At 63.7% G+C, this 18,940-nt stretch carries 11 protein-coding genes; 3 read left to right on the top strand and 8 right to left on the bottom strand.

Translation table 11 applies throughout. The features are described from left to right. The first annotated feature begins 29 nt into the window (after positions 1-29). From IRI77_RS05735 to IRI77_RS05725, 3 genes are all read left to right on the top strand, one after another. Complete coding sequence (locus IRI77_RS05735) at positions 30-1,868, top strand: Nramp family divalent metal transporter (protein ID WP_194451115.1); 1,839 nt, start codon at positions 30-32, stop codon at positions 1,866-1,868. Positions 1,869-2,002: 134 nt separating this feature from the next. Then, the gene (locus IRI77_RS05730) at positions 2,003-2,539 is read left to right on the top strand and encodes a hypothetical protein (protein WP_194451114.1); all 537 of its coding nucleotides are present in this window, start codon (positions 2,003-2,005) and stop codon (positions 2,537-2,539) included. Further along, complete coding sequence (locus IRI77_RS05725) at positions 2,536-5,052, top strand: matrixin family metalloprotease (RefSeq protein WP_194451113.1); 2,517 nt, start codon at positions 2,536-2,538, stop codon at positions 5,050-5,052. The genes IRI77_RS05730 and IRI77_RS05725 overlap by 4 nt, the downstream gene beginning before the upstream one ends. 147 nt (positions 5,053-5,199) lie before the next feature. Here IRI77_RS05725 and IRI77_RS05720 read toward each other — a convergent pair whose 3' ends face one another. The 8 genes from IRI77_RS05720 to IRI77_RS05685 are packed head-to-tail and all read right to left on the bottom strand — an operon-like array spanning position 5,200 to position 18,865. After that, a complete protein-coding gene (locus IRI77_RS05720) occupies positions 5,200-8,976 on the bottom strand; it encodes a hypothetical protein (protein WP_194451112.1) in 3,777 nt (1,258 codons plus the stop codon). After that, positions 8,973-10,907 (bottom strand): BatA domain-containing protein, encoded by a 1,935-nt coding sequence (locus IRI77_RS05715; RefSeq protein ID WP_194451111.1) that lies wholly within the window; start codon positions 10,905-10,907, stop codon positions 8,973-8,975. The genes IRI77_RS05720 and IRI77_RS05715 overlap by 4 nt, the downstream gene beginning before the upstream one ends. Positions 10,908-10,911: 4 nt before the next feature. Continuing rightward, positions 10,912-11,799 carry a DUF58 domain-containing protein gene (locus tag IRI77_RS05710; RefSeq protein WP_194451110.1) on the bottom strand — a complete coding sequence of 296 codons (888 nt, stop codon included), beginning with the start codon at positions 11,797-11,799 and terminating at the stop codon, positions 10,912-10,914. 2 nt (positions 11,800-11,801) lie between these two features. Then, on the bottom strand, positions 11,802-12,809 hold the full coding sequence (locus tag IRI77_RS05705; RefSeq protein ID WP_228486614.1) for an AAA family ATPase: 1,008 nt from the start codon (positions 12,807-12,809) through the stop codon (positions 11,802-11,804). A gap of 5 nt (positions 12,810-12,814) precedes the next feature. Continuing rightward, the gene (locus IRI77_RS05700) at positions 12,815-14,986 is read right to left on the bottom strand and encodes a tetratricopeptide repeat protein (protein ID WP_194451109.1); all 2,172 of its coding nucleotides are present in this window, start codon (positions 14,984-14,986) and stop codon (positions 12,815-12,817) included. Then, positions 14,983-15,834, bottom strand: coding sequence for a C13 family peptidase (locus tag IRI77_RS05695; RefSeq protein ID WP_194451108.1), 852 nt, complete (start codon positions 15,832-15,834; stop codon positions 14,983-14,985). The genes IRI77_RS05700 and IRI77_RS05695 overlap by 4 nt, the downstream gene beginning before the upstream one ends. Continuing rightward, positions 15,831-18,059: a glutamine amidotransferase gene (locus tag IRI77_RS05690; protein ID WP_194451107.1), complete on the bottom strand. Its 2,229-nt coding sequence runs from the start codon at positions 18,057-18,059 to the stop codon at positions 15,831-15,833. Before IRI77_RS05690 ends, IRI77_RS05695 begins: the two co-directional genes overlap by 4 nt. Before the next feature lie 8 nt (positions 18,060-18,067). Continuing rightward, positions 18,068-18,865, bottom strand: a complete 798-nt coding sequence (locus tag IRI77_RS05685; protein WP_228486613.1) for a DUF4159 domain-containing protein — start codon at positions 18,863-18,865, stop codon at positions 18,068-18,070. Positions 18,866-18,940 lie beyond the last annotated feature (75 nt).

Raw genomic sequence — 18,940 nt, 5'->3', positions numbered from 1 at the left:
GTTAGTTTTAGGCTAGACTAAATTTCATCATGGACTCGTCCGGGACACAGTCTCTCTCTGAAGTTCATTCATCGGTCACGACGGCGCACCCGTCGATTTGGCGGCGCATGTTCGCCTTTGCAGGACCGGCCTACCTGGTCAGCGTGGGCTACATGGATCCGGGCAATTGGGCAACGGACATCGAAGGCGGCGCCCGCTTCGGCTATCAGTTGCTGTGGGTACTGTTGCTGTCGAACGCGATGGCGATCCTGCTGCAGACCCTCAGTGCACGGCTCGGGATCGTCACCGGCCGGGACTTGGCCCAAGCTTGCCGCGAGGCGTATCCCAAGCGCATTTCGTATGCCCTCTGGATCCTGTGTGAGATTGCCATCGCCGCCTGTGACCTGGCCGAACTGCTGGGCGCGGCCATCGGCCTCAGCCTGCTGTTCAAACTGCCGTTGATTGCAGGCGTGCTGCTTTCCACCCTGGATACCCTCCTCGTCCTGTGGTTCAACCGCTACGGCATCCGGGTGATTGAGAGCATCATCCTCGCCTTTGTCACCATCATCGGCGGCTGCTTCCTGTTTGAGGTCCTGCTGGCCAAGCCGAATTTCCACGAAGTCGCGTTGGGTTTGATCCCGCGCCTAAATGACCAGAGCCTCTACGTCGCCATCGGCATTCTGGGGGCGACGGTGATGCCCCACAATCTCTATCTGCATTCGTCACTGGTGCAGACACGCACGATCGGCAAACGCGATCGGGACAAGCGCTCCGCCTGCAAATACAACCTGATCGACTCCGTCGTCGCGCTGAATGGCGCGTTGCTGGTGAACGCGGCGATCCTCATCATGGCGGCGGCTACCTTCTTTAAGAACGGCGTCGTGGTGACCGAAATCCAACAGGCCCACCAGATGCTGGCTCCGCTGTTGGGCACGACCGTCGCGGGTGTAGTCTTTGCGGTGGCGCTCATCTGCTCCGGCCAGTCCTCGACCATCACCGGCACCATGGCCGGCCAGATCGTGATGGAGGGCTTTCTCGACTTCCGCATGCGGCCCTGGCTGCGGCGCTTCATCACGCGCTCGGCAGCCGTTGTGCCCGCGGTCTTCACCATCTGGTGGACCGGCGACCATGGCGCCTATAAGTTGTTGATTCTGAGCCAGGTGGTGCTCAGCCTGCAACTGCCGTTCGCGGTGATTCCGCTCATCCGCTTCACCTCGGACAAGCGGCAGATGGGGAATTTCACGAGCCCCGGCTGGGTGAAAGCCCTTGCCTGGTCGTGCGCGGTGATCATTATTGGATTGAACCTCTGGCTGGCTTGGAATACCTTGCAGGATTGGCCCTGGTACATCTCGCTGCCCCTCGCCCTGGGCTTGGTGGGCTTGTTGGGCTGGGTTGCCTTTGCCCCGTTCCGCCAAGGCTCCTCCGTCCAATTGCCGGAGGCTTCGCTCGACCTGCTGAAGCCGCCGGTGTACCGCAATATCCTGGTCCCCCTGGACCATTCCCGCCTCGACCGTGTCGCGCTGTCTCATGCCACGGCGCTGGCCAAAGCCCATCACGCCAAAGTCCACCTGCTGCACGTGGAAGAAGGTGTCACCAGCCAGGTCTATGGCGCCCTGGCGGAGACGGCCGAGGTGGAGAAAGGCCGTGAGTATTTCATGCAACTCAGGTCTTCAGTGGAGCAACTGGGGTTGGAAGTGGAGCTGACCGTTGTGCATGCGACCGACCCGAAGTCGGCCATTGTCCGCTTCTCGCGGGAATGCAAACCCGATCTCATCGTAATGGGCGCGCACGGCCATAAAGGCTTGAAGGATCTGGTCTTTGGAGCCACCATCAACGAGGTCCGCCACGCTGTCGGTGTTCCGGTGCTGGTGGTCCAGGATGGCGCATAGCCGTCCAAAGTTGAGACAAGCTGGCCCGCCCGCTGTGTCCTCCAGACTCAGGTGCCTGGGAAGGCCTCTCCTAAGCAATTGATTTGATTGATCTACCCGTTGGCATGTGGCTTGCTGGTAGTGAGACGTAACCTATGGCAAGAATTCTCCAATCCGTGTTGGCTCTGCTTGTGGCCACCGGCTTGGGCGCCACGACGCTGGAACGGCTGACCGTCGATCAGATGGTCGAGAAGTCGACGTCCATTGTGCGCGGCAAGGTTCTTTCCGCGGCTCCGGTCCAGCGCGGCAGCCTGATCTATACCGTCTACCGTGTCCAGGTGGCGGAATGGATCAAGGGCGTTTCCACCACCTCGACGACGGAAGTCTATGTGCCCGGCGGAGTGATCAATGGCCGGCGGCAGAGCATTGCTGGCGCCCCTGCCCTGGAAGTGGGTGGGGAGTATGTCGTGTTTGTCTGGGTGAGCCCCAGCGGCACGCCGTACATCATCGGTTTGAGCCAGGGTGTCCTTTCTGTTCGAATGAGCGCAACCACTGCGGAGGCGGTGCTGTTGCGCGGGCCCATCGAAGACGCGCAAGTGGTTGATGCCAATGGTCAACCCAGCACCGACTCGGGGCTCAAGCTGAGCTTGAGCAACCTGCGGTTACGGGCGCGCCAGGCGGTGACCCGATGAGAATGCGGAGTTGGGCGGCAGCGGCGGGTTTGGCCCTGATCTTCGGTACGTTGGCACCGGCCTACTACCATTGGGTCCGGTTCCAGGCGGGCGGCGCTCCTTATACCCCGGTCTACGCGCACTACGACCTGAACGCTCTACAAAACAAGACGGTTCCGTTCTTTATCTCTGACAATGGCCCGACTCAGATGGCCAGCGGAGACAGTTTTGCGGCCGTCATCAGCCAGATCCGCTCCGCCGCGGCTGTCTGGAACGGAGTCGGCACGTCCGACATCAAACTCTCCTTCGGCGGGCTCTTCACGGCGGGGACACAGATGAACGCACCGGGCATCCAGGTGCAGTTCTCCGACGAGATTCCTCCAGGGATGATCGCTTACGGCGTCCCGACCATCGCCAATGATGCGGTGCAGAGCCCCAACGGGCCGTTCTACCCGATCACCGGCGCTGTCCTGATGCTGCGCAAATCCATGTCGGCCGACCGTCCGAGTTGGGCCGAATCGTTCTTCCTGCCGGTCGTCCACGAGTTTGGACATACGCTCGGCCTGCAACACACCTGGACCTCCAGCGTGATGTCGACCGAAGTGACGCGCACCACGACCAAGAGCAAGCCGCTCGGGTTGGATGACATAGCGGGCATCTCGGTCCTGTACCCCAACGACAAGTTTAAAGCGACCACAGGCGTGATCACGGGCCGCGTGAGCATGGGCGGAGCCGGCGTGAATCTGGCTTCGGTCGTCGCCCTGGCTCCGAACCGCCAGGCCATCAGCGCCTTGACGTATCCCGACGGAACTTACCGGATTGAGGGCGTGCCGGCCGGCACCTACTATGTCTACGCGCATAGCCTGCCGCCAGCCGTCCAGGGCGAGATCCAGCCCGTCAACGTGATTCTGCCGACGGATCCTTCCGGGTCCCTGATGCCGGTGGGCGCCTTCGACCTCGCTTTCGCGCCCGGCACCTCCAACCCGCAGCAGCCCTATCAGGTGGCCGCCGGCCAGTCGACCGATGGCGTGAACGTCGCAGTGAATCCGCGACCCAGTGTAACCCTCTTCGGCGTACAGACTTACAGCTACTTCTACTACGGCGAGAACAACAGCAAGTACACGGCGGTTAAGCCGGCGACGCTGCTGTTGGGCAAGACGATCGGCCGCACTGTTCTAGCCGGCAATGGGTTGCCGATGAATGGAGTGGGCCTCACCGTCTCGTCCATCAACGGGTTCGAAACGGTCACTACGTCGCCGTACACCTCGCAGTTCCTCATCGCCGACCTGCGGTTGAATCCCGCCTCGTCCGAGGGCCCCCGTCATCTTCGCTTCGACTACAACGGGGAGAGCTATATTCTTCCCTCAGGCGTCCAGTTTATGCAGCAACTGCCGCCGGCCATCCAAAGCGTGACCCAGAATGCCGACAGGACTCTCACCCTGACCGGCGCCAACCTGGGCGCCTCGACAACGGTTTGGGTGGATGGCGTGAGTGCGAAGATTGTATCGGCCCAGGATGGCAAGCTGGTCATCGCTCCGCCGCCGGCGCAGGCCGGCTACCGTGCAGTGTTGGCGGCTTTCAATCCCGACGGCCAGAGCTCGCTGTTCATCTACGGCGTCGACTCTCCTGCCTATGTGTATGACACACCGGCACTTGCCCAGATCAACGTGGCACCCACCGCAGTCCCCGCGGGCACTGAGACGATCGTCGAAATCAATGGCGTGAACACCAGTTTCGACAACTGGCTGCCCAGCTTGGGCATTGGTTCGAGCGATGTGACGGTACGCCAGGTCTACACGATGAATGGGACCAAAGCGGTGGCCACGATCACCATTTCCCCGCAGGCGACGGCGGGTCCGGCAGCGCTCACGGTGAGCAGCGGCCTGTTGCTGAGCAATGTGACTGGCGGGTTCCAGATTCTGCCGAACTCCAAGCCCCTGTACGTGGCCGCATCCGCGATGACGGGTGGCATCTACTCCGGCGGGCAGGCCGTGCTCCCGATGGTCAATCTCGCGAATGCGAGACCGACGACGGTCACGGCTGTGCTGACTGACCGCACAGGCAACGACCGGATCGCGCAAGCTTACGTCACTCCGAATAATACGATTACGGTACAGATTCCCGACGGCTTCCCGCTGGGTCCGGCCATCGTGAAACTGGTTGTGGACGGCGTCAGCGCGTTGCCCACAGTGGTGCAAGTGGATCAGCAGCCGCCTAGCATTTTGGCGGTGCAATCGATTCTCGGCACCATGGTGGCCGCTTCGGCTGGTGCCCATCCGGGCGACACGCTGCAGTTGCTGGTGCTGAACCTGGGCGACGGCGTTTCGGCCATCGATCCCAGCCGGATCACGGTGACTTCCCCTGGGATCGCCGATCACAGCGTACAGTCCGTGATCGTGAATCCCGCCGTGCTGGGCAGCTATCTGGTGCAGTTCTCGCTGTCGACATCAACACCGGTCTCGAGTTCCCTGCCCCTGGTGGTCTCGATCGACGGACGGACCTCGCCGGCGTTCTACGTGACGGTCAGCAAGTAGCCGCTGGCCGCACGCCCCTCTTCCATTCCAATCCTGTTATTGATGCTTGCGATTGTGGCTCGTGGCCATGCGGCGAAGAGCCGTGTGGACCTGTCAGCGGCGTGCACGCACGATCGAGGTTCGGCCTACCCAAGGAGACGAGGTGCCTCAGCCCCGAGGCTGCACGGCATCGCCGCACAGCCCCCAGCGGGCTCGATCAGGACGTCGGCGCTTTACTTGCCGCGGCTCAACTTGCGGAAGTACTCCGCCACGGCGTCTCCGTAGCCGGCCGGCGCTTTCGCCTGGGATCCGCTGCGCACCTGACCGCCTGACGGACCGTTCTCCAACTGCTTGCGCAGCCGCAGCTCCAACTGCTCCATCTGCGGCACGATGTCCGAGTTCAATGCGGCCCATCAGGGTTGGGTTGTCGCCCAGTTTCCGGGGATCCAACCGCTGCATGTCGCGGATCAGCCGGTCGACATCGGCCTTCGTTTCGTCGTCGGCGCCATCGTCCTGGCGCAGTTGGCGCAATTGACGGAGGGCCTCGTCGTACGTCCCTTCCAGACCCTGCTGGCTGGAACGGGGTCCTGGATCGAATTGCCGCCGGCCGTCGTTGATGGCGCCATACTCGTCCTGCACACCCATGGGCTGATGCCCGCGGTCAATCCCGCCAAATGAGCCGCGGCCCATCTGGCGGGTGCCGGGGCCGCCGCCCGCCTGACCCTCGCCACCACGCTGGCCGCCGCCCTGTTGGCCCTGACCTTGACCCTGGCCTTGTTGTCCCTGTTGGCCTTGCCCCTGACCCTGTTGTCCCTGCTGGCCTTGCTGACCCTGACCCTGTTGTCCTTGCTGCCCCTGCTGCTGGCCCTGCCCTTGCTGCCCCTGCTGGCCGCGCTGCAACTGGCCCTGCATCCGGCCGCGCAGTTGCTCCAGTTGATTCAGGGCCTGCTCTGTACGATCACGCCCTTCGCCGGCCTGCTGGCCGCGCTGCGCCAGATCCCGCGCTTCCTGCACCTGCCGGCTGAGCTTATCGAGCGAATCCGTCACTACCTTTTCGCGCGGCGGCAGGTAGGGACCCAGGCCGCGGCGCACCCATTCTGAGCCGAACTTCAACCGCAGGCCCAACTCGCTCTGCTGCGCTTCGCCCAAGGCATCCCGCAGCCGCGAGGCCGCACCCTTCTGCGAGCCGTCCATCGCGCGAGCGGTATCCTTCATCTGCTGTTCCAAGCGCTTGTATTCGCGCTCCATGGCCTCTTTTTCCTGGGCCAGGCGTTCGATGGTCTGCGGAGTCGGAGCGTTCTGCCCCGGCTGCGGCCGCGCGCCCGGAGCGGGCACCCCATCCGGGTACATCTGCCGGATCTGGTTCTCATACTGCTTCTGGCGCTCGGCCAATTGCTGTGAGCGGTTGGTCAGGTCGTCCATGCGCTGGCCGGACTGCTGCTGCCGCATGCCGCCCACCATGTCGCGCGCTTCCTTCATGCGCTCCGCCGCGCGCTGCGCACTTTCGGTGCTGTTCTGCCCCTGCTCCGACTGCGCTTTCCGCATGTCGTCCAGGGCTCGATCCAATTGCTGCTGCGCCCGCGCCATGCGCTGGTCATTCTGCTGCTGCTGTCCGCTGGACCCCTGCTGGCCGCGCTGCGGTTGGCCCTGCGAACGGCCCTGCTGCGCCTGACCCGAGGATCCGCCCTGCTGCGGTTGGCCTTGCTGCGATTGACCCTGTTGCGACTGGCTCTGCTGACCCTGCTGCCCCTGCTGCGATTCGCCGCGCTGCAACTGCTCCATCTTCTTGCGCAGCTCCTCGGCTTCGCGCCGCAGCATCTCCTGCGCCCAGCGCTGCTGGAACGCCTGCTGCTTCTGCTGTTGTTGCTGCTGGGCAAGTTCCTGCTGCCGCCGCGCCAGCTCTTCCAGCTTCTTCAGCGCTTCGTCGACTTCCTTCTCGCGCTGCTCCTGCGAGTTGCGCGATTGCGCCGTCTCGTACTGGTTTTTCTCCGTATCGAGTTCCAGGTCGAACAGGCTCTCGAGGTCGCGCATCTGGCCGCCGCCCCCTCCGCCCCCGCCGCCACGCTGGCCGAAGGCCACCTGGATCTGGCGGAACATGCTCTCGGCGCGCAGCAGGTGCTGCAGGGCCTTCTGCTCGGGCGACAGCGAATCTTTCCACTTCTGGCTCTTCAACTGGCCAGTGGCCTCATTCATCGCGGCCGAGGCGAGGTCCATCTCTTTCGAGAACTTCTGGAACTCCTCGTTCGTGCCGGCCAACTCGCGGCTGCGCATGCGCTGCGCCAGGGACTTCGCCTGGTCGGACAGCTTCTGTTGAACACCCGAGAGAAACTGAGCGTTCTCCTGCGCCTGAGCCCGGGAGCCGCCGTTCTTGATCTGATTCCAGGTCGCGGCGATGATCTCTTTCTGGCGCTGGGCGATCTCGCCCTGCTGGTCTTCCCCGCCCCCGCCGCCGCCTCCGCCACCGGTCTGCGACTGCTGATACTCCTTCTCGAAGGGCTGCGCCTCCAGGAAGAAGATGTCCGTCTGCGTAGTGGTCTTGGCGTCGCGAGCCACGGCGTAGATGCCCACCACGTCTCCGGGCGAAAGCTTGAAGTCTTCCAGCGAAATGGTCGTCGAGCCGTGGGCGTCCTTCACGCCCTTCTGCCGCAGCAGCGGTACGCTCTTTTCAGCGCCCCCGTTGACGGAGTAGCGCAGCTCCATGTCATTCAGGCCGAAATCGTCAGACGACTCGAGTTCCACGGTGACTTCTTCAATCGGGCTGACCTTGGCGTCGCGGCCCGGCTTCGAGATCTTCACCTCGGGCGGGCGCTCGGCTTTGGCTTCGATGAAGTAGTCCTCGGTCAGGCGCACCGGAGTTCCGTCCTCGATGGCGGCGACATAGTACATGCCGTCCTTGCGGATGGGCACCTTCGCGATCAGCGTATTACCGGATTCGGCCTCCAGGGAGATGCGAGAGCCGTCGTCGATGATCAGCACGCCGTTGGTCAACGGCCGGTCGGTCGTCACATGCAAATCAACATCCGTGCCTTCCACGGCACGCAGGTCGCCCGCGGGCTCCACCGTTGCGACCGGGATGCCAAGGAAGCTGGGATAGTGGAAAACCGCGCGGAGCTGCTTCACGGCAGGCAGGTCGATCACCGTGAGCCGATGGATGGCCGACCGCATCTTCGAGGTCTCCACCATGTACTCGAGGTTCTCCGCCAGGCCTGCGAACAGGAATGAATAGCCGCCGCCGCTGGGCTTCGGCTCCATGCGGAGCGTCTCCCATTTGGCCGATCCAGCCGGCCGGGCACGCAGCGTCACTTCGGGTGTGTCGAACCCGAGCAGCAGCGCCTCGATCACCTGGTCGCCGCCGCGCCGCACCTTGGCGTCGCCGGGCTTCACCTGAATCTGGTAGATGGGACCCGCGCCCGGACGCGGCGCTCCGGCCCACAGCAGATGCGCGCCGTAACCCAGCGTGCCGGGACCCGCGACGGTCAACCACACCAGCACGCCTATGCCGAGCGCACAGCCCAGGGCCAGGCCGCCCAATAGACGGCCGCTCACCAGGTGCCACGGCGGCGCCTGTTCCGCTCGCCGCAGGGCCTCTTCGGCCAGCAATTCCGAGAAAGGATTGTCGTCCTGACTCTGTTCCAGCGTCAGGGCGCGCTGTTCAAAGCCCGCTTCCCCGCCCTCTACCGCTCGCGCCGCTTCCCTGCGATTCAAGCGCAACAGGGGCACGACGAGCCAGAACGCGAGACCCAGCGCGACCGCCAGAAACAGCGTGAGCCGCGTGTAGAACAGGCTGTTGTCGGAGAACGCAAAGCGGTCTGCAATGTAGGCCAGGCTCACGGTGGCGGCCAGCGCCAGCACCGCCAGCAGTGCGCCACCCCGGGCCAGGGCTTTCCAACGCAAGCGCTTCTCGACCGCTTCCAGATAACTCCGAAACCGTTCTAGTGCCGTCATGCTGTCTCCTGAACCAGGTGTCTGCTCCCCACGAGCGCCTCTAACAGCCCCGCCAAGACCGCCGCGCCGAGTACCCAGGCGGCCAACGGCCATTTGCTTTCATTATTGCTCTGTCCGCCCGCCTGCTGGCCCGCAGTGCCAGGCGACTGCCACAACTCGGCCGACTCCTTGGGCATCAATTCCAGATCCGATTCACGCCGGTCGACGTTGGCGGCGATCATCTGCGACTTGCCTGCCCCGCGGCGCACTTCCCAGAATCCGGCCCGGCTCAACACCAGCGGAGCGCCCTTCGCGCTCTCTTCCAGGGTCAGGGCCCGCTTGCCATCGGGGTCCATGGCTTCAAACGCTTTCGACCCGGCTCCGCCCTTGAAATCGAGCGCCGTGTCGACGCTGGCATTCAACGAGGCCTCTTCCCAGCCGCTCAGGCGATGGGCGATCTGTTCGACAAACGGCACGAACGACGGCTGCACGGGAAAGTCATTCGCCAGGTTGTCGAGGGCCGAGGCCAGCACGACCACCGTACCTTCCCCGATCTTCTGCTCCAGCAGGATGGGCGTACGATCAGTGAGCCGGGCGAGGATGCGCGCCTGGCCGGGATCGGCGTCGATCGACTGGTAGAAGTGGACGCCTTCCCAACGGCCGGCCTTGGCGATGGCTGCATAGGCGTCATCGGCGGTGCCCAGTGTCTGGTAGCGCTCCGCTCCCCGCGAGGCGTAGCGCGAGGCTTTCACGAGCGTGCCGAGAATCGGAACCTTTCCGGACGAAACATTCGCCGGCCCCAGCACGACCAGGGCGGATCCGCCCTGCTGGACATAGCGCTTCAGCATGGCGTCGTCGAAGCTGCCGGTGTCCGAGACGACGATGAAGGCGGCGCGCTCGAGGTTCGCGGGTGTCCCGCTGGAGTAGCTCTCCACCACATAGGCGCCCGCCGTGGCGGCGTCGAGGGCATCACGGAAATAGAGCGCGGATCGGGCCGACCGCTCGCCATACAGGAATACGACGCGCTGCGGATCGCTACGCTCGATGGCGAACAGGTAGCGGTCGTCCACCTTCAGTCCATCGGACTCCTGCAGGCTCACCGCGCACTTCGAGAAGCCGTGCGGCAGGTCGAGGCCATTGAACTCCACCTTCGCGCGGCCGGAGGCGGGCACCTGCACCGTCTGCTTGCCGGAGGGTTGTCCATTCACTTCCAGAATCACTGTGCGCGACGCGGCGTTCGTGTGGAAGCCGGCGATGGTCGCCTGAACCTTCACCGTCTTGCCGTCCCTTACCCGGGCCGGAGCCGTCACGCTCTCGACGGTCCAGTTCGGCTCCGTCTTGTCCGCTACAGTGTGCAGCACCAGTTTCGTCCCGCCGCCCAATCGCAGGTCGCTGAAACCGGCCGGCATCGAACTGCGCTGCAGATCACTGATGAGATGCACTTCCAAGGGCGCTTTGACCGACTCCTGATAGGCACGCAGCGCGCGGGCAAGTTCACCCAGCGAACTGCGTGACGTGCCGGCCTCCAGGCGCGGTACATCGGCCGGCGTGACGAACCGCAACTGCGAATCGAACACCGCCACCTTCACGTTCTCGCCCAGCAGCTTGGAAGCTTCTGACTTCGCGTTGCCCATGCGATCGCCGAAGCCCATGCTGGCGGAGTCGTCGATCACCACCACGCGGTTCGCTCTGGGGCCGCCAGCCGCTGTATTGCGCCAAATGAAAGGCTGCGCGAAGGCGAGCACGATCAGCGCCAGCAGGGCCAGGCGCATGGCCATCAGCAGCAGGTAGTCGAGCCGCCTGTGCTTCAACGATGCTTCGGTGCTCTTCTCGAAGAACATGAGCGAGCTGAACTGCTGCGTCTCGCTGCGATGCCGCTTCAACAGGTGAAAGTAGATGGGCAGGCCCAGCAGCCCGAAGCCCGCGAGAAACCATGGCGCGAAGAGACCCATTCGGCTAGAACCTCCCCGCCCGGACGACCAGGTAGCGCCGCAGCGCCTCATCCAGCGGCTGATCCGTCATTGCAAGGAAGTAGCTCAAGCCCGCCCCGCGCGACAACGATTCCAGTTCCTCGAGATGCGCCGCCATCTTCTTGCGGTAAGTGTCCTTGACGTACTCAGGACTCACTTCCATCTCCTCGCCGGTCTCCATGTCGATCAGGATCTTCGACGCCTTCAGCGTGGGTTTGATCTCCTCGGGATCCAGCACGTGCAGCAGCACCACATCGTTGCCGCGCTGCCGTAGCGGAGCCACGGTCTTCACCACTTCCTCCGCCGGCGCATAGAAATCCGAGATCACCAGCACCAGTCCGCGCCGCTGCAGGAACTGCTGGAAATGGTGAAAGGGCTTCGCAAAATCGGTACGGCTGCCGGGCTCCGAACGGTTCAGCCCGTGCAGCACCTTCACCCACTGCCCGTGCCTCGACGACGGCTCGACGTAGTCGCGGATCTCGTCGTCAAAGCCGATGAGACCCACGGCGTCTCGCTGCTGATGCGCGAGGTAGGCCAGCGACGCACCCAGGAAGCGCGCGTAGTCGATCTTCCTGACACCTTGTCCCTGGAAGCCCATGGAAGCACTGCGGTCCAGCAACACTGTGACGCGCGTATTCGTCTCGCCGCGATAGCGCTTCAGGTACAGCCTGTCCGTGCGGGCATAGGCGTTCCAATCCACATAGCGCAGGTCGTCGCCCGGGACGTACATGCGATATTCGGCGAACTCCTGGCTGAAGCCGAAGTCCGGCGAGCGGTGCAGGCCGGCCACGAAACCATCGACCACCGTCTTGGCGGTGAGCTCGAGGTTCGCGATACCGGCCAGTACCTTGGGATCGAGGAAGCGCTGAATCATGATCAACCTTTGGTCGGCACGACCTCCAGAACCTTCTTGAGGATGTCGTCGGGGCTCAGCCGGTCGCTCTCCGCCTGGAAGTTGAGCAGGATGCGATGCCGCATGACGGGGCGCATCAGCGAGGCCACATCCTCGAAGCTCACGTGATAGCGGCCACGCATCAGCGAGCGCGCCTTGGCCGCCAGCACCAGGTTCTGCGCGCCGCGGACGCTGGCGCCGAAGTTCACATACTTCTTCACGTAATCGCTGGCGGTCACGTCCACCGGACGCGTGCCGCGCACCAGGTTCACCGCATAGCGGGCCACTTCCTCGGCGATGGGCACCATGCGCACCAATTGCTGGAAGTTGAGGATCTCTTCGGCCGTCGTGACGGGCTGCAGATCGGCCACGGCCGTGGTGGTGGTGAGTCCGACGACCTTGAGCTCGTCCTCGGCCGGCAGGTAGTCGAGCAGCGTGTTGAACAGGAAGCGGTCGAGCTGCGCTTCGGGCAGAGGATACGTGCCTTCCAATTCGATGGGGTTCTGGGTGGCCAGCACGAAGAACGGCGCGGGCAGCTTGTACTGGTTGCCGCGCACGGTGCAACTGCGCTCCTGCATGGCTTCCAGCAGCGCGGCCTGCGTCTTGGGCGGCGTGCGGTTGATTTCGTCGGCCAGCAGCACGTTGCCGAAGATCGGCCCCTGGACGAACGTCCAGATGCGGCGGCCCGTGCCGGGCTCCTCCTCGAGAATGTCGGTGCCGGTGATGTCGCTGGGCATCAGGTCCGGCGTGAACTGGATGCGCCGGAACAGCAGCCCCAGCGTCTCGGCCATGGTGCGCACCAGAAGCGTCTTTGCCGTACCCGGCATGCCGGTGATCAGACAGTGGCCGCCCACAAACAACGCGACCATCAACTGCTCCAGCACTTCGTCCTGGCCGACGATCACCTTGCGCACCTGCGTGATCATCGACTCCTGAACGGCGCCGAAGCGTGCGATCCGATCTTTCAAGGTTTCCGAATCGAGTTGCATCATGTGATCTATTCTTTCCTGTTCAACTCCAGCAGCAGCTTCTGCGCCGGCCTGTAACCCGGCGCAGCCTCCAACGCGGCCAGAACCGCGTCTTTGGCGTCGTCCACACGCTTCATCCCCTGGTAAGCCCGGGCTAATTCATAGTTCGCGGAAGCCGGATCCACCGTCTTCATCGCCAGCACCGCACGCCACTCTTCGGCGGCTCCGTCCCACTTGCCCAGCGTGGCGCGCAGCCCGCCCAGCTTGCGGTGCAGTTCTTCATCCTTCACCGGATAGATGTACAGCAGGCGGTTCAGCGCGGCTTCGGCGGCGCGCGGATTGCCTGCCTCTTCCTGGAGCCTGGCCAGCTTCTTCAACGTCTCGGGATCACGGCCGCCCTGCTTCGCATAGCGCTCCAGTTCCGCGATCGCCTGCGGCTTCTTGTCCTGCGCCTGATACGCTTCGGCGAGGGCCTCGTACACGCTGCCCGCCTCGACGTAATCCGGATACTCGTCGCGAATGGCGTTGCCGATCTTGAACACCTCGTCCCACTGCTTGCCCTTTACGGCGGAGTGCAGCGGCTTCATCTGCTTCGTCCAATCTTCGAACTTCGCCAGCGGCACCTTGTGCTCGTTCTCCAGCCAGGCCAGGAAGTCCTTGTCGAACTGCTCCGGCTTCACGCCCAGTACCTTTTCAATGACCGCCGCCGTCGTCGTGACCTGCGAGAACTCGCCCAGCATCGTCATCACCTTCGGCCAGCCGTACTTCTCCGTGATGTAGTCGATCGTCCGGCCGCCCTGGAAGTAGCTGACGATCACCTGCGCCGGGTAAGACGGCCGCATATACCCGCGATCCAGCGTCGAGATGGGCAGCAGCGTTTTCTTCTTCATCGCGCCCAGGATCTCGGGTGTCAAGCGGTCGCCCCACTCCGGTGAAACGGCCGTCTCCTCGTGCACTGAGACGCCTTCCGTAAACCAGCGCGGCACGTGATGCTTGGTGACGGTCAGCAGGTAGACGTGGCTCAGCTCATGCCACAGCGTGCTGGCCCAGTGAAAGTCACCGGGCTTGCGGCCCGACGGGCTGTCCATCGCGACGCTCAGCCCGAACGTGACGCCCAACGCGCCCAGGCCCGGCATACCCATCGTGCGCACCGCGAAGTCCTGGTGATCGGGATACATCTCCACCAGCACCGGACCGGGCAGCTTGAAGTTGTACTTCCTGTCGTACGAGTCGAGCGCCCTGGTGATCTCGCGCTCGACATAGGGCCGCAGCAGCTCGGCTTCGCTCTTGTGCAGGCGCAGGATGTAGCGCGGCTGCTTGTAGACGATGAAGTTCTTGTAGCTGTCGAGCAGCGTTAGCGAATTGGCCGTAGCCGCATTCCGGTAGCCCGCCTCGAAGACCTCGCCCAGCAGGCGGCGCGCCTCGACGTCTTCCCCGATGCGCATGAGGTTGATGCCGAGCTCGCTCTTCGCCGGCAGGAAGGAGGGATCCAGCTCCAGCGACTTGCGATAAAACCCGATCGCCTCTTCATACCGGCGGTTCAAGACGAACTGCCGCGCTATGCGCGCAAAGCCCTCACCGTAGTGCGGATTCACGGCCAGCATGCGGCCGGTCCATGGCGACGTGCCCTTGTCTTTCAACAGGTCGATGGTGGCGAGCACCGACATCGCATCTATCGCCTGCGGCGCGTCCTGCACCGTATTCAGCGCTTCCGCCGCGGCCGCGTCGTAGTTGCCGTCTTCCAGCAGCACGGCGGCCCGCAGCTCGCGCGCCTCAATCAATTTCGGGTTCTTCTCCAACGCCTGCTGCGCCAGGCCGATGGCCTTCTGGTCGAAGTTCTCCTCGGCCAGCATGGCCATGCCCAGCAGCGCGTCGGCATTGTCCTTGTCCAGTCCGAGTGCCTCACCAAAGAGCCCGGCAGCATCGCCCGGATTGAAGCGTTCCATCAACAAACGGCCCCAACGCACTCGCAGCGCGGCGTTCTTTTCATCCGACTTGACCGCCGAACGGAATGTCTCGTTCGCGCCATTGAAATCGCCCATGCCCCACTGGCCCTCTGCCCGCAGCGCCGGATTGTTCGAGTTCCGCAGCGCGGTGAAACATTGCCCCGCCTCCTGCGCATGACCCAGCTTCTTCGCGCGCCAGCAGTCCGCCGGCGCACCGGCCAGCAGGAACAGCAGGATGGGCGCGGCCTGGATCACTTCTCGATCTCCTCCTGGGCCCGGGCGAGTTCCAGCAGCAGCGCGTTGAGCTTCGATTTGTACTCCGCAATCGGCATGGCGGCTTTCTCGAACTTCAGCTTGTCGATGGCCGACTCCAGCTCTTCCTTGCGCGCCAGCAGCAGCCGCTTCTGCGGATCGTTCATCGCCTTCTGCGCCGCTCCGAACCGCACCACGGCCAGACGGGCCGCCAGCGTGTTGTCATCCAGCACCGAGTGCTCCGTCGCCAACCGCTTCTGCGTCTCGTAGAAGCCCGTCGTCTTCTGCCTGGCGTAGTTGTACGCCTCCAGCGCCGTCACGGTCTCGTTCTTGTCGACATCGGCCGCGGCATCGCGCATCGCCTCCACCCAATAGCGGGCAAAGACCACCGCGTTCTTTTCCGTGCCGGTTTTGGTGGCCGTCACCACCACGCGGTTCTCGCGCTTCAGCGTCTCCAGCACGGCGCCGCTGCAGCTTGTCGAGATCACCACCAACTGCTTGCCGGGGATCTTGTCCAGCCAGCCGCGCAGCTCATCCACGGTCACATCCGGACCCGTCACGTTGAACTTGAACACCGACCCGTCGACGTTGCCGTGCCCGATCAGCAGCAGTACCAGCGTGTCTTCCGGCTTCGCTTGCGCCGCGTAGCCGGCCAGAGCCTTCTGGATCCCCGCCTTCGTTGCCGCCGCGCCGCCCAGGACGTCTCCGCCCATCAGCTTCTTCGATTCAGCCGCCAGCATGTTGAAGCGCGACTCGTAGTCCGGCTCGCCGCCCAGGCCCGCCACCGTCAGGTGGAAGTCCGCCGCCCACGCCGAACTCATCAACAACAGGATTGCCGCAATCTGTTTCATACCGCACCCCATCGCCGCCGCAGAAACCACTCGCCCGCCTTCAACGCCGCGAACAGCAGAAACGCCGCCGGAGCGTTCCAGATGTCGCGCGTCTCTTTCACTGAGATGCCCGCATCCGAGTATTCGATCTCTTCCGGCAGACGGCCCGTATCCGAAGGCTTGTAGTAACGCCCGCCGGTCTGCTGCGCGATCCGCTCCAGCAGTTCCCGGTTCTGCTCGGTCCGGAAATGCTCGGCCACGCCGTCCTCCCGCTGGAAGGTCAGCACGTCGCGACCGAGCTCTTTTTCGCCCTGCTTCGCGATCACTTCCACCAGATAGGAACCTGCGTTGTCGGCTTTCCACTCGCCCGCGTAAACGCCCGGCTGCCCGGTGACAGGCCGCAGCGGCACCAGATCCGCCACACCGCCCGGCCCGAGTACATGCCCTTCCACCACGGCATCCGAGGCCGGCAGATAGTTCTGGTCGCGGACCTCCACATGGAACGGCACGCGCGTCTCATCGGAGTACACTGCCTTGTCGGTCACGGCGGAGACATGCTCAGAAGTGGAACTCACCAGCCACCGCAGCAACTGCTGCCAGAAGACTTCGTGGCTCATGTCCTTCGAGTCCTGCAGCATCTGCCAGCGCCAGCTCCCGCCCGTCGCGAACACGCCCACCCGGCCGCGGCCGAAGTTTTGCGTCGTCAACAAGGGGAACTTGCCCTTGCTGGTGGGCGAGAGTTCCGCCAGCACCAGCGCGCCGGGCTTGGCCGGACCCGTCTCCTGGTAGTCGGCCAGGTACGGCAGCGCCTTCCAGCGCGAGATGTTCTTCTCCGCATCTTCCTCGATGCGCGTAATCAGACTGTCGCGGCCCGCCACGGCCAGTTCGACCGTCGCCGGATCGCGATGGAACGTCGTCTTGCGGTCCAGCAGCGTGACCGGCATGATCTCGGCCACTTCGCTCTTGTTCCAGCCTCCATCGCTCAACGCCGCGCGGCCGCCCAGGAACAGCACGCCGCCGCCACGCCGATCGACGAACTCTTTGATCAACCCTTGCTGTACGGGATTGAAGTAACTCGCCTCGACATTGCCGATCACCAGTCCCTGATACTTGAACAGCTCGTCGACGGTATCCGGGAAGCCGTGCTCCAGTTCCTTGGCATCCGCCGTGCCTTGCCGGTAAAGCTTGTTCTGCGTCGTACGCAGGATGCTCGCCACCTGCAGGCTGCGATCGAGCTCCGCCGCGCGCCGGATGAACTTCATCTCCCAGCGCGGCTCGCCCTCGATGTAGAGGATCCTCGGCTTGCGGTCTTCCACATTCACCAGCCGGGAAAGAACATTGTTGTCCTTGTTCGTTTCGCCGTCCAGCAGGTCCACACCCACCTTCAGCGACTTCGCCCCGGCCACGCCCGACTGGAACGAGATCACCTCGCGCGCAGTCTGCCCGTCCTCCGGCAGCTTCACAACCCGCGACGCCAGCACCTTGCCGTCGCCCCGGACACTCAACTTAGCCACCTTGCCGGCAAACCCGGACTGCCGTAGCGTCACCGTCGCCGACAGCCGCGCATCCGGCAACGACCGAGGCACAATCTGCACGTCGCTGACTTCGATATCGCGCTCGAGCTGTTCACTGCCGAAACCGATTGCGTGAATCGGGATCCTCGACCGCCGCAACGTGGACATGGTCTCCGAGTCGAGCCCGCCCGCGTTGTCCGCGCCATCGCTCAGCAGCACCACCGCGCCAATCGGCAGCGTCGCCGACTCCGCCGTCGCGCCCTTCAACGCTTCACCCAGATTGGTGACCGGCTGATCGGCCTGCGCGGGCACGGTCTCCACGCGTTCCAGCGTCCGGCCCGCCCGGTACAGCCGCACCGGGAAGCGCTTCTTCAACTGCTCGAGCAACCCCGAATCCAGCAGTCCCTTCGCCTGGCCGAGGCGCCCTTCCAGCGCCATGCTCGTGGAAGCGTCCACCACCACGGCCACCACATTCTGCTGGGGCTTCAGCATCGACACACTGAGCGCCGGCTGCCATAGCAAAATTAACAGGACCAGCAGGCCCAACCACTGTATGCCCGCCAACATCACAGCCCGCGCCTTCGGTAGGGGCTTCCGCAGGAACAGCACGGCCACCAGCACCGCCGCCGCCAGGGCAAGCAGGCCCAGCAGCCACACGGGCCAGCCGCTGAGCAGCACGAGGGTGCCCTTGCGATACACCGGCCACGGATACTTGAAGAGAAACTCGAACATTGTGCTTTCTAGTGGGTCATTGAATAGATGATGTAGTTCAGCCCGGTGCGGTATGCCTGCGAGGTGTATTTTTCAGGGTAGTGCGGGCTGTCCGCCCATTCCCAGGCGTCGCCCTGATCCATGTTGTGGCAGATCGCGATCACGATGCGCCCCTTGTCGTCGCGCACAGCGCGCCACTTCGGCTCATAGCCGTCATACTCGTAGGTCTTGGTGAAGGGGTAATTGACGATGCCGGGCACCTGGATTCGGTCCTGCAGATCGTACAACACGTGAAAGATGGGGTCGCTGTTTTCGATATCGACGATGGGCCGGTCGCCGAAGCCCTTGTTCAGGCTGGTGGTGAACACATCCCATTCATACGTCCCATGGAAGTCGTCGGTCATCAGGAATCCGCCCCGGTCGATGAACTCGCGCAGTTTCTTCGCCTGCGAATCGGGCAGATCCCAGTGCCCTGCTTCCACAACGTATACGAACGGGTAGTTATAGATGTCGTCGCTGACCAAGTCGACAATGCGCTCCATGCTGTTGGCATGAATCCTCGACAGGCGCCGCACGCCCTGCATGAACTGGCGGTCCGCCTTCGGGTAGTCGACAGTCCATTGCCCGCGCATGGCCCACATGCCCGATGCCTGCACATTCCGGTAGCGTAGACGCGCGAAGTAGAACTCCGTCTTCTCATTCGCATCAGGGGGTGTCGGAATGTAGTCGGATTCAGGAAAGATATCGCGAATCCAGCGCTGCCCCATGAGCGAACACACCAGCAGCAGGCCTAATCCGACGACAGTCAACAGCCTGCGCAGGCGCAATCAGATTCCCCCTCTTGTGCGCTCCAGAATAGCAAAACCCGGCTGCTTGTATTGACGCGCAAACAAGCGGCCGGG

It is taken from the genome of Paludibaculum fermentans, assembly GCF_015277775.1.
GTDB classification, from domain to species: domain Bacteria; phylum Acidobacteriota; class Terriglobia; order Bryobacterales; family Bryobacteraceae; genus Paludibaculum; species Paludibaculum fermentans.
Note: the sequence above shows the minus strand (reverse complement) of the source record. Positions and strands in the feature narration are given on the sequence as shown.

Coding starts and splice junctions, on each gene's coding strand:
- IRI77_RS05735 (WP_194451115.1), top strand. CDS start 30: ATGGACTCGTCCGGGACACAGTCTCTCTCTGAAGTTCATTCATCGGTC.
- IRI77_RS05730 (WP_194451114.1), top strand. CDS start 2,003: ATGGCAAGAATTCTCCAATCCGTGTTGGCTCTGCTTGTGGCCACCGGC.
- IRI77_RS05725 (WP_194451113.1), top strand. CDS start 2,536: ATGAGAATGCGGAGTTGGGCGGCAGCGGCGGGTTTGGCCCTGATCTTC.
- IRI77_RS05720 (WP_194451112.1), bottom strand. CDS start 8,976: ATGACGGCACTAGAACGGTTTCGGAGTTATCTGGAAGCGGTCGAGAAG.
- IRI77_RS05715 (WP_194451111.1), bottom strand. CDS start 10,907: ATGGGTCTCTTCGCGCCATGGTTTCTCGCGGGCTTCGGGCTGCTGGGC.
- IRI77_RS05710 (WP_194451110.1), bottom strand. CDS start 11,799: ATGATTCAGCGCTTCCTCGATCCCAAGGTACTGGCCGGTATCGCGAAC.
- IRI77_RS05705 (WP_228486614.1), bottom strand. CDS start 12,809: ATGATGCAACTCGATTCGGAAACCTTGAAAGATCGGATCGCACGCTTC.
- IRI77_RS05695 (WP_194451108.1), bottom strand. CDS start 15,834: ATGAAACAGATTGCGGCAATCCTGTTGTTGATGAGTTCGGCGTGGGCG.
- IRI77_RS05690 (WP_194451107.1), bottom strand. CDS start 18,059: ATGTTCGAGTTTCTCTTCAAGTATCCGTGGCCGGTGTATCGCAAGGGC.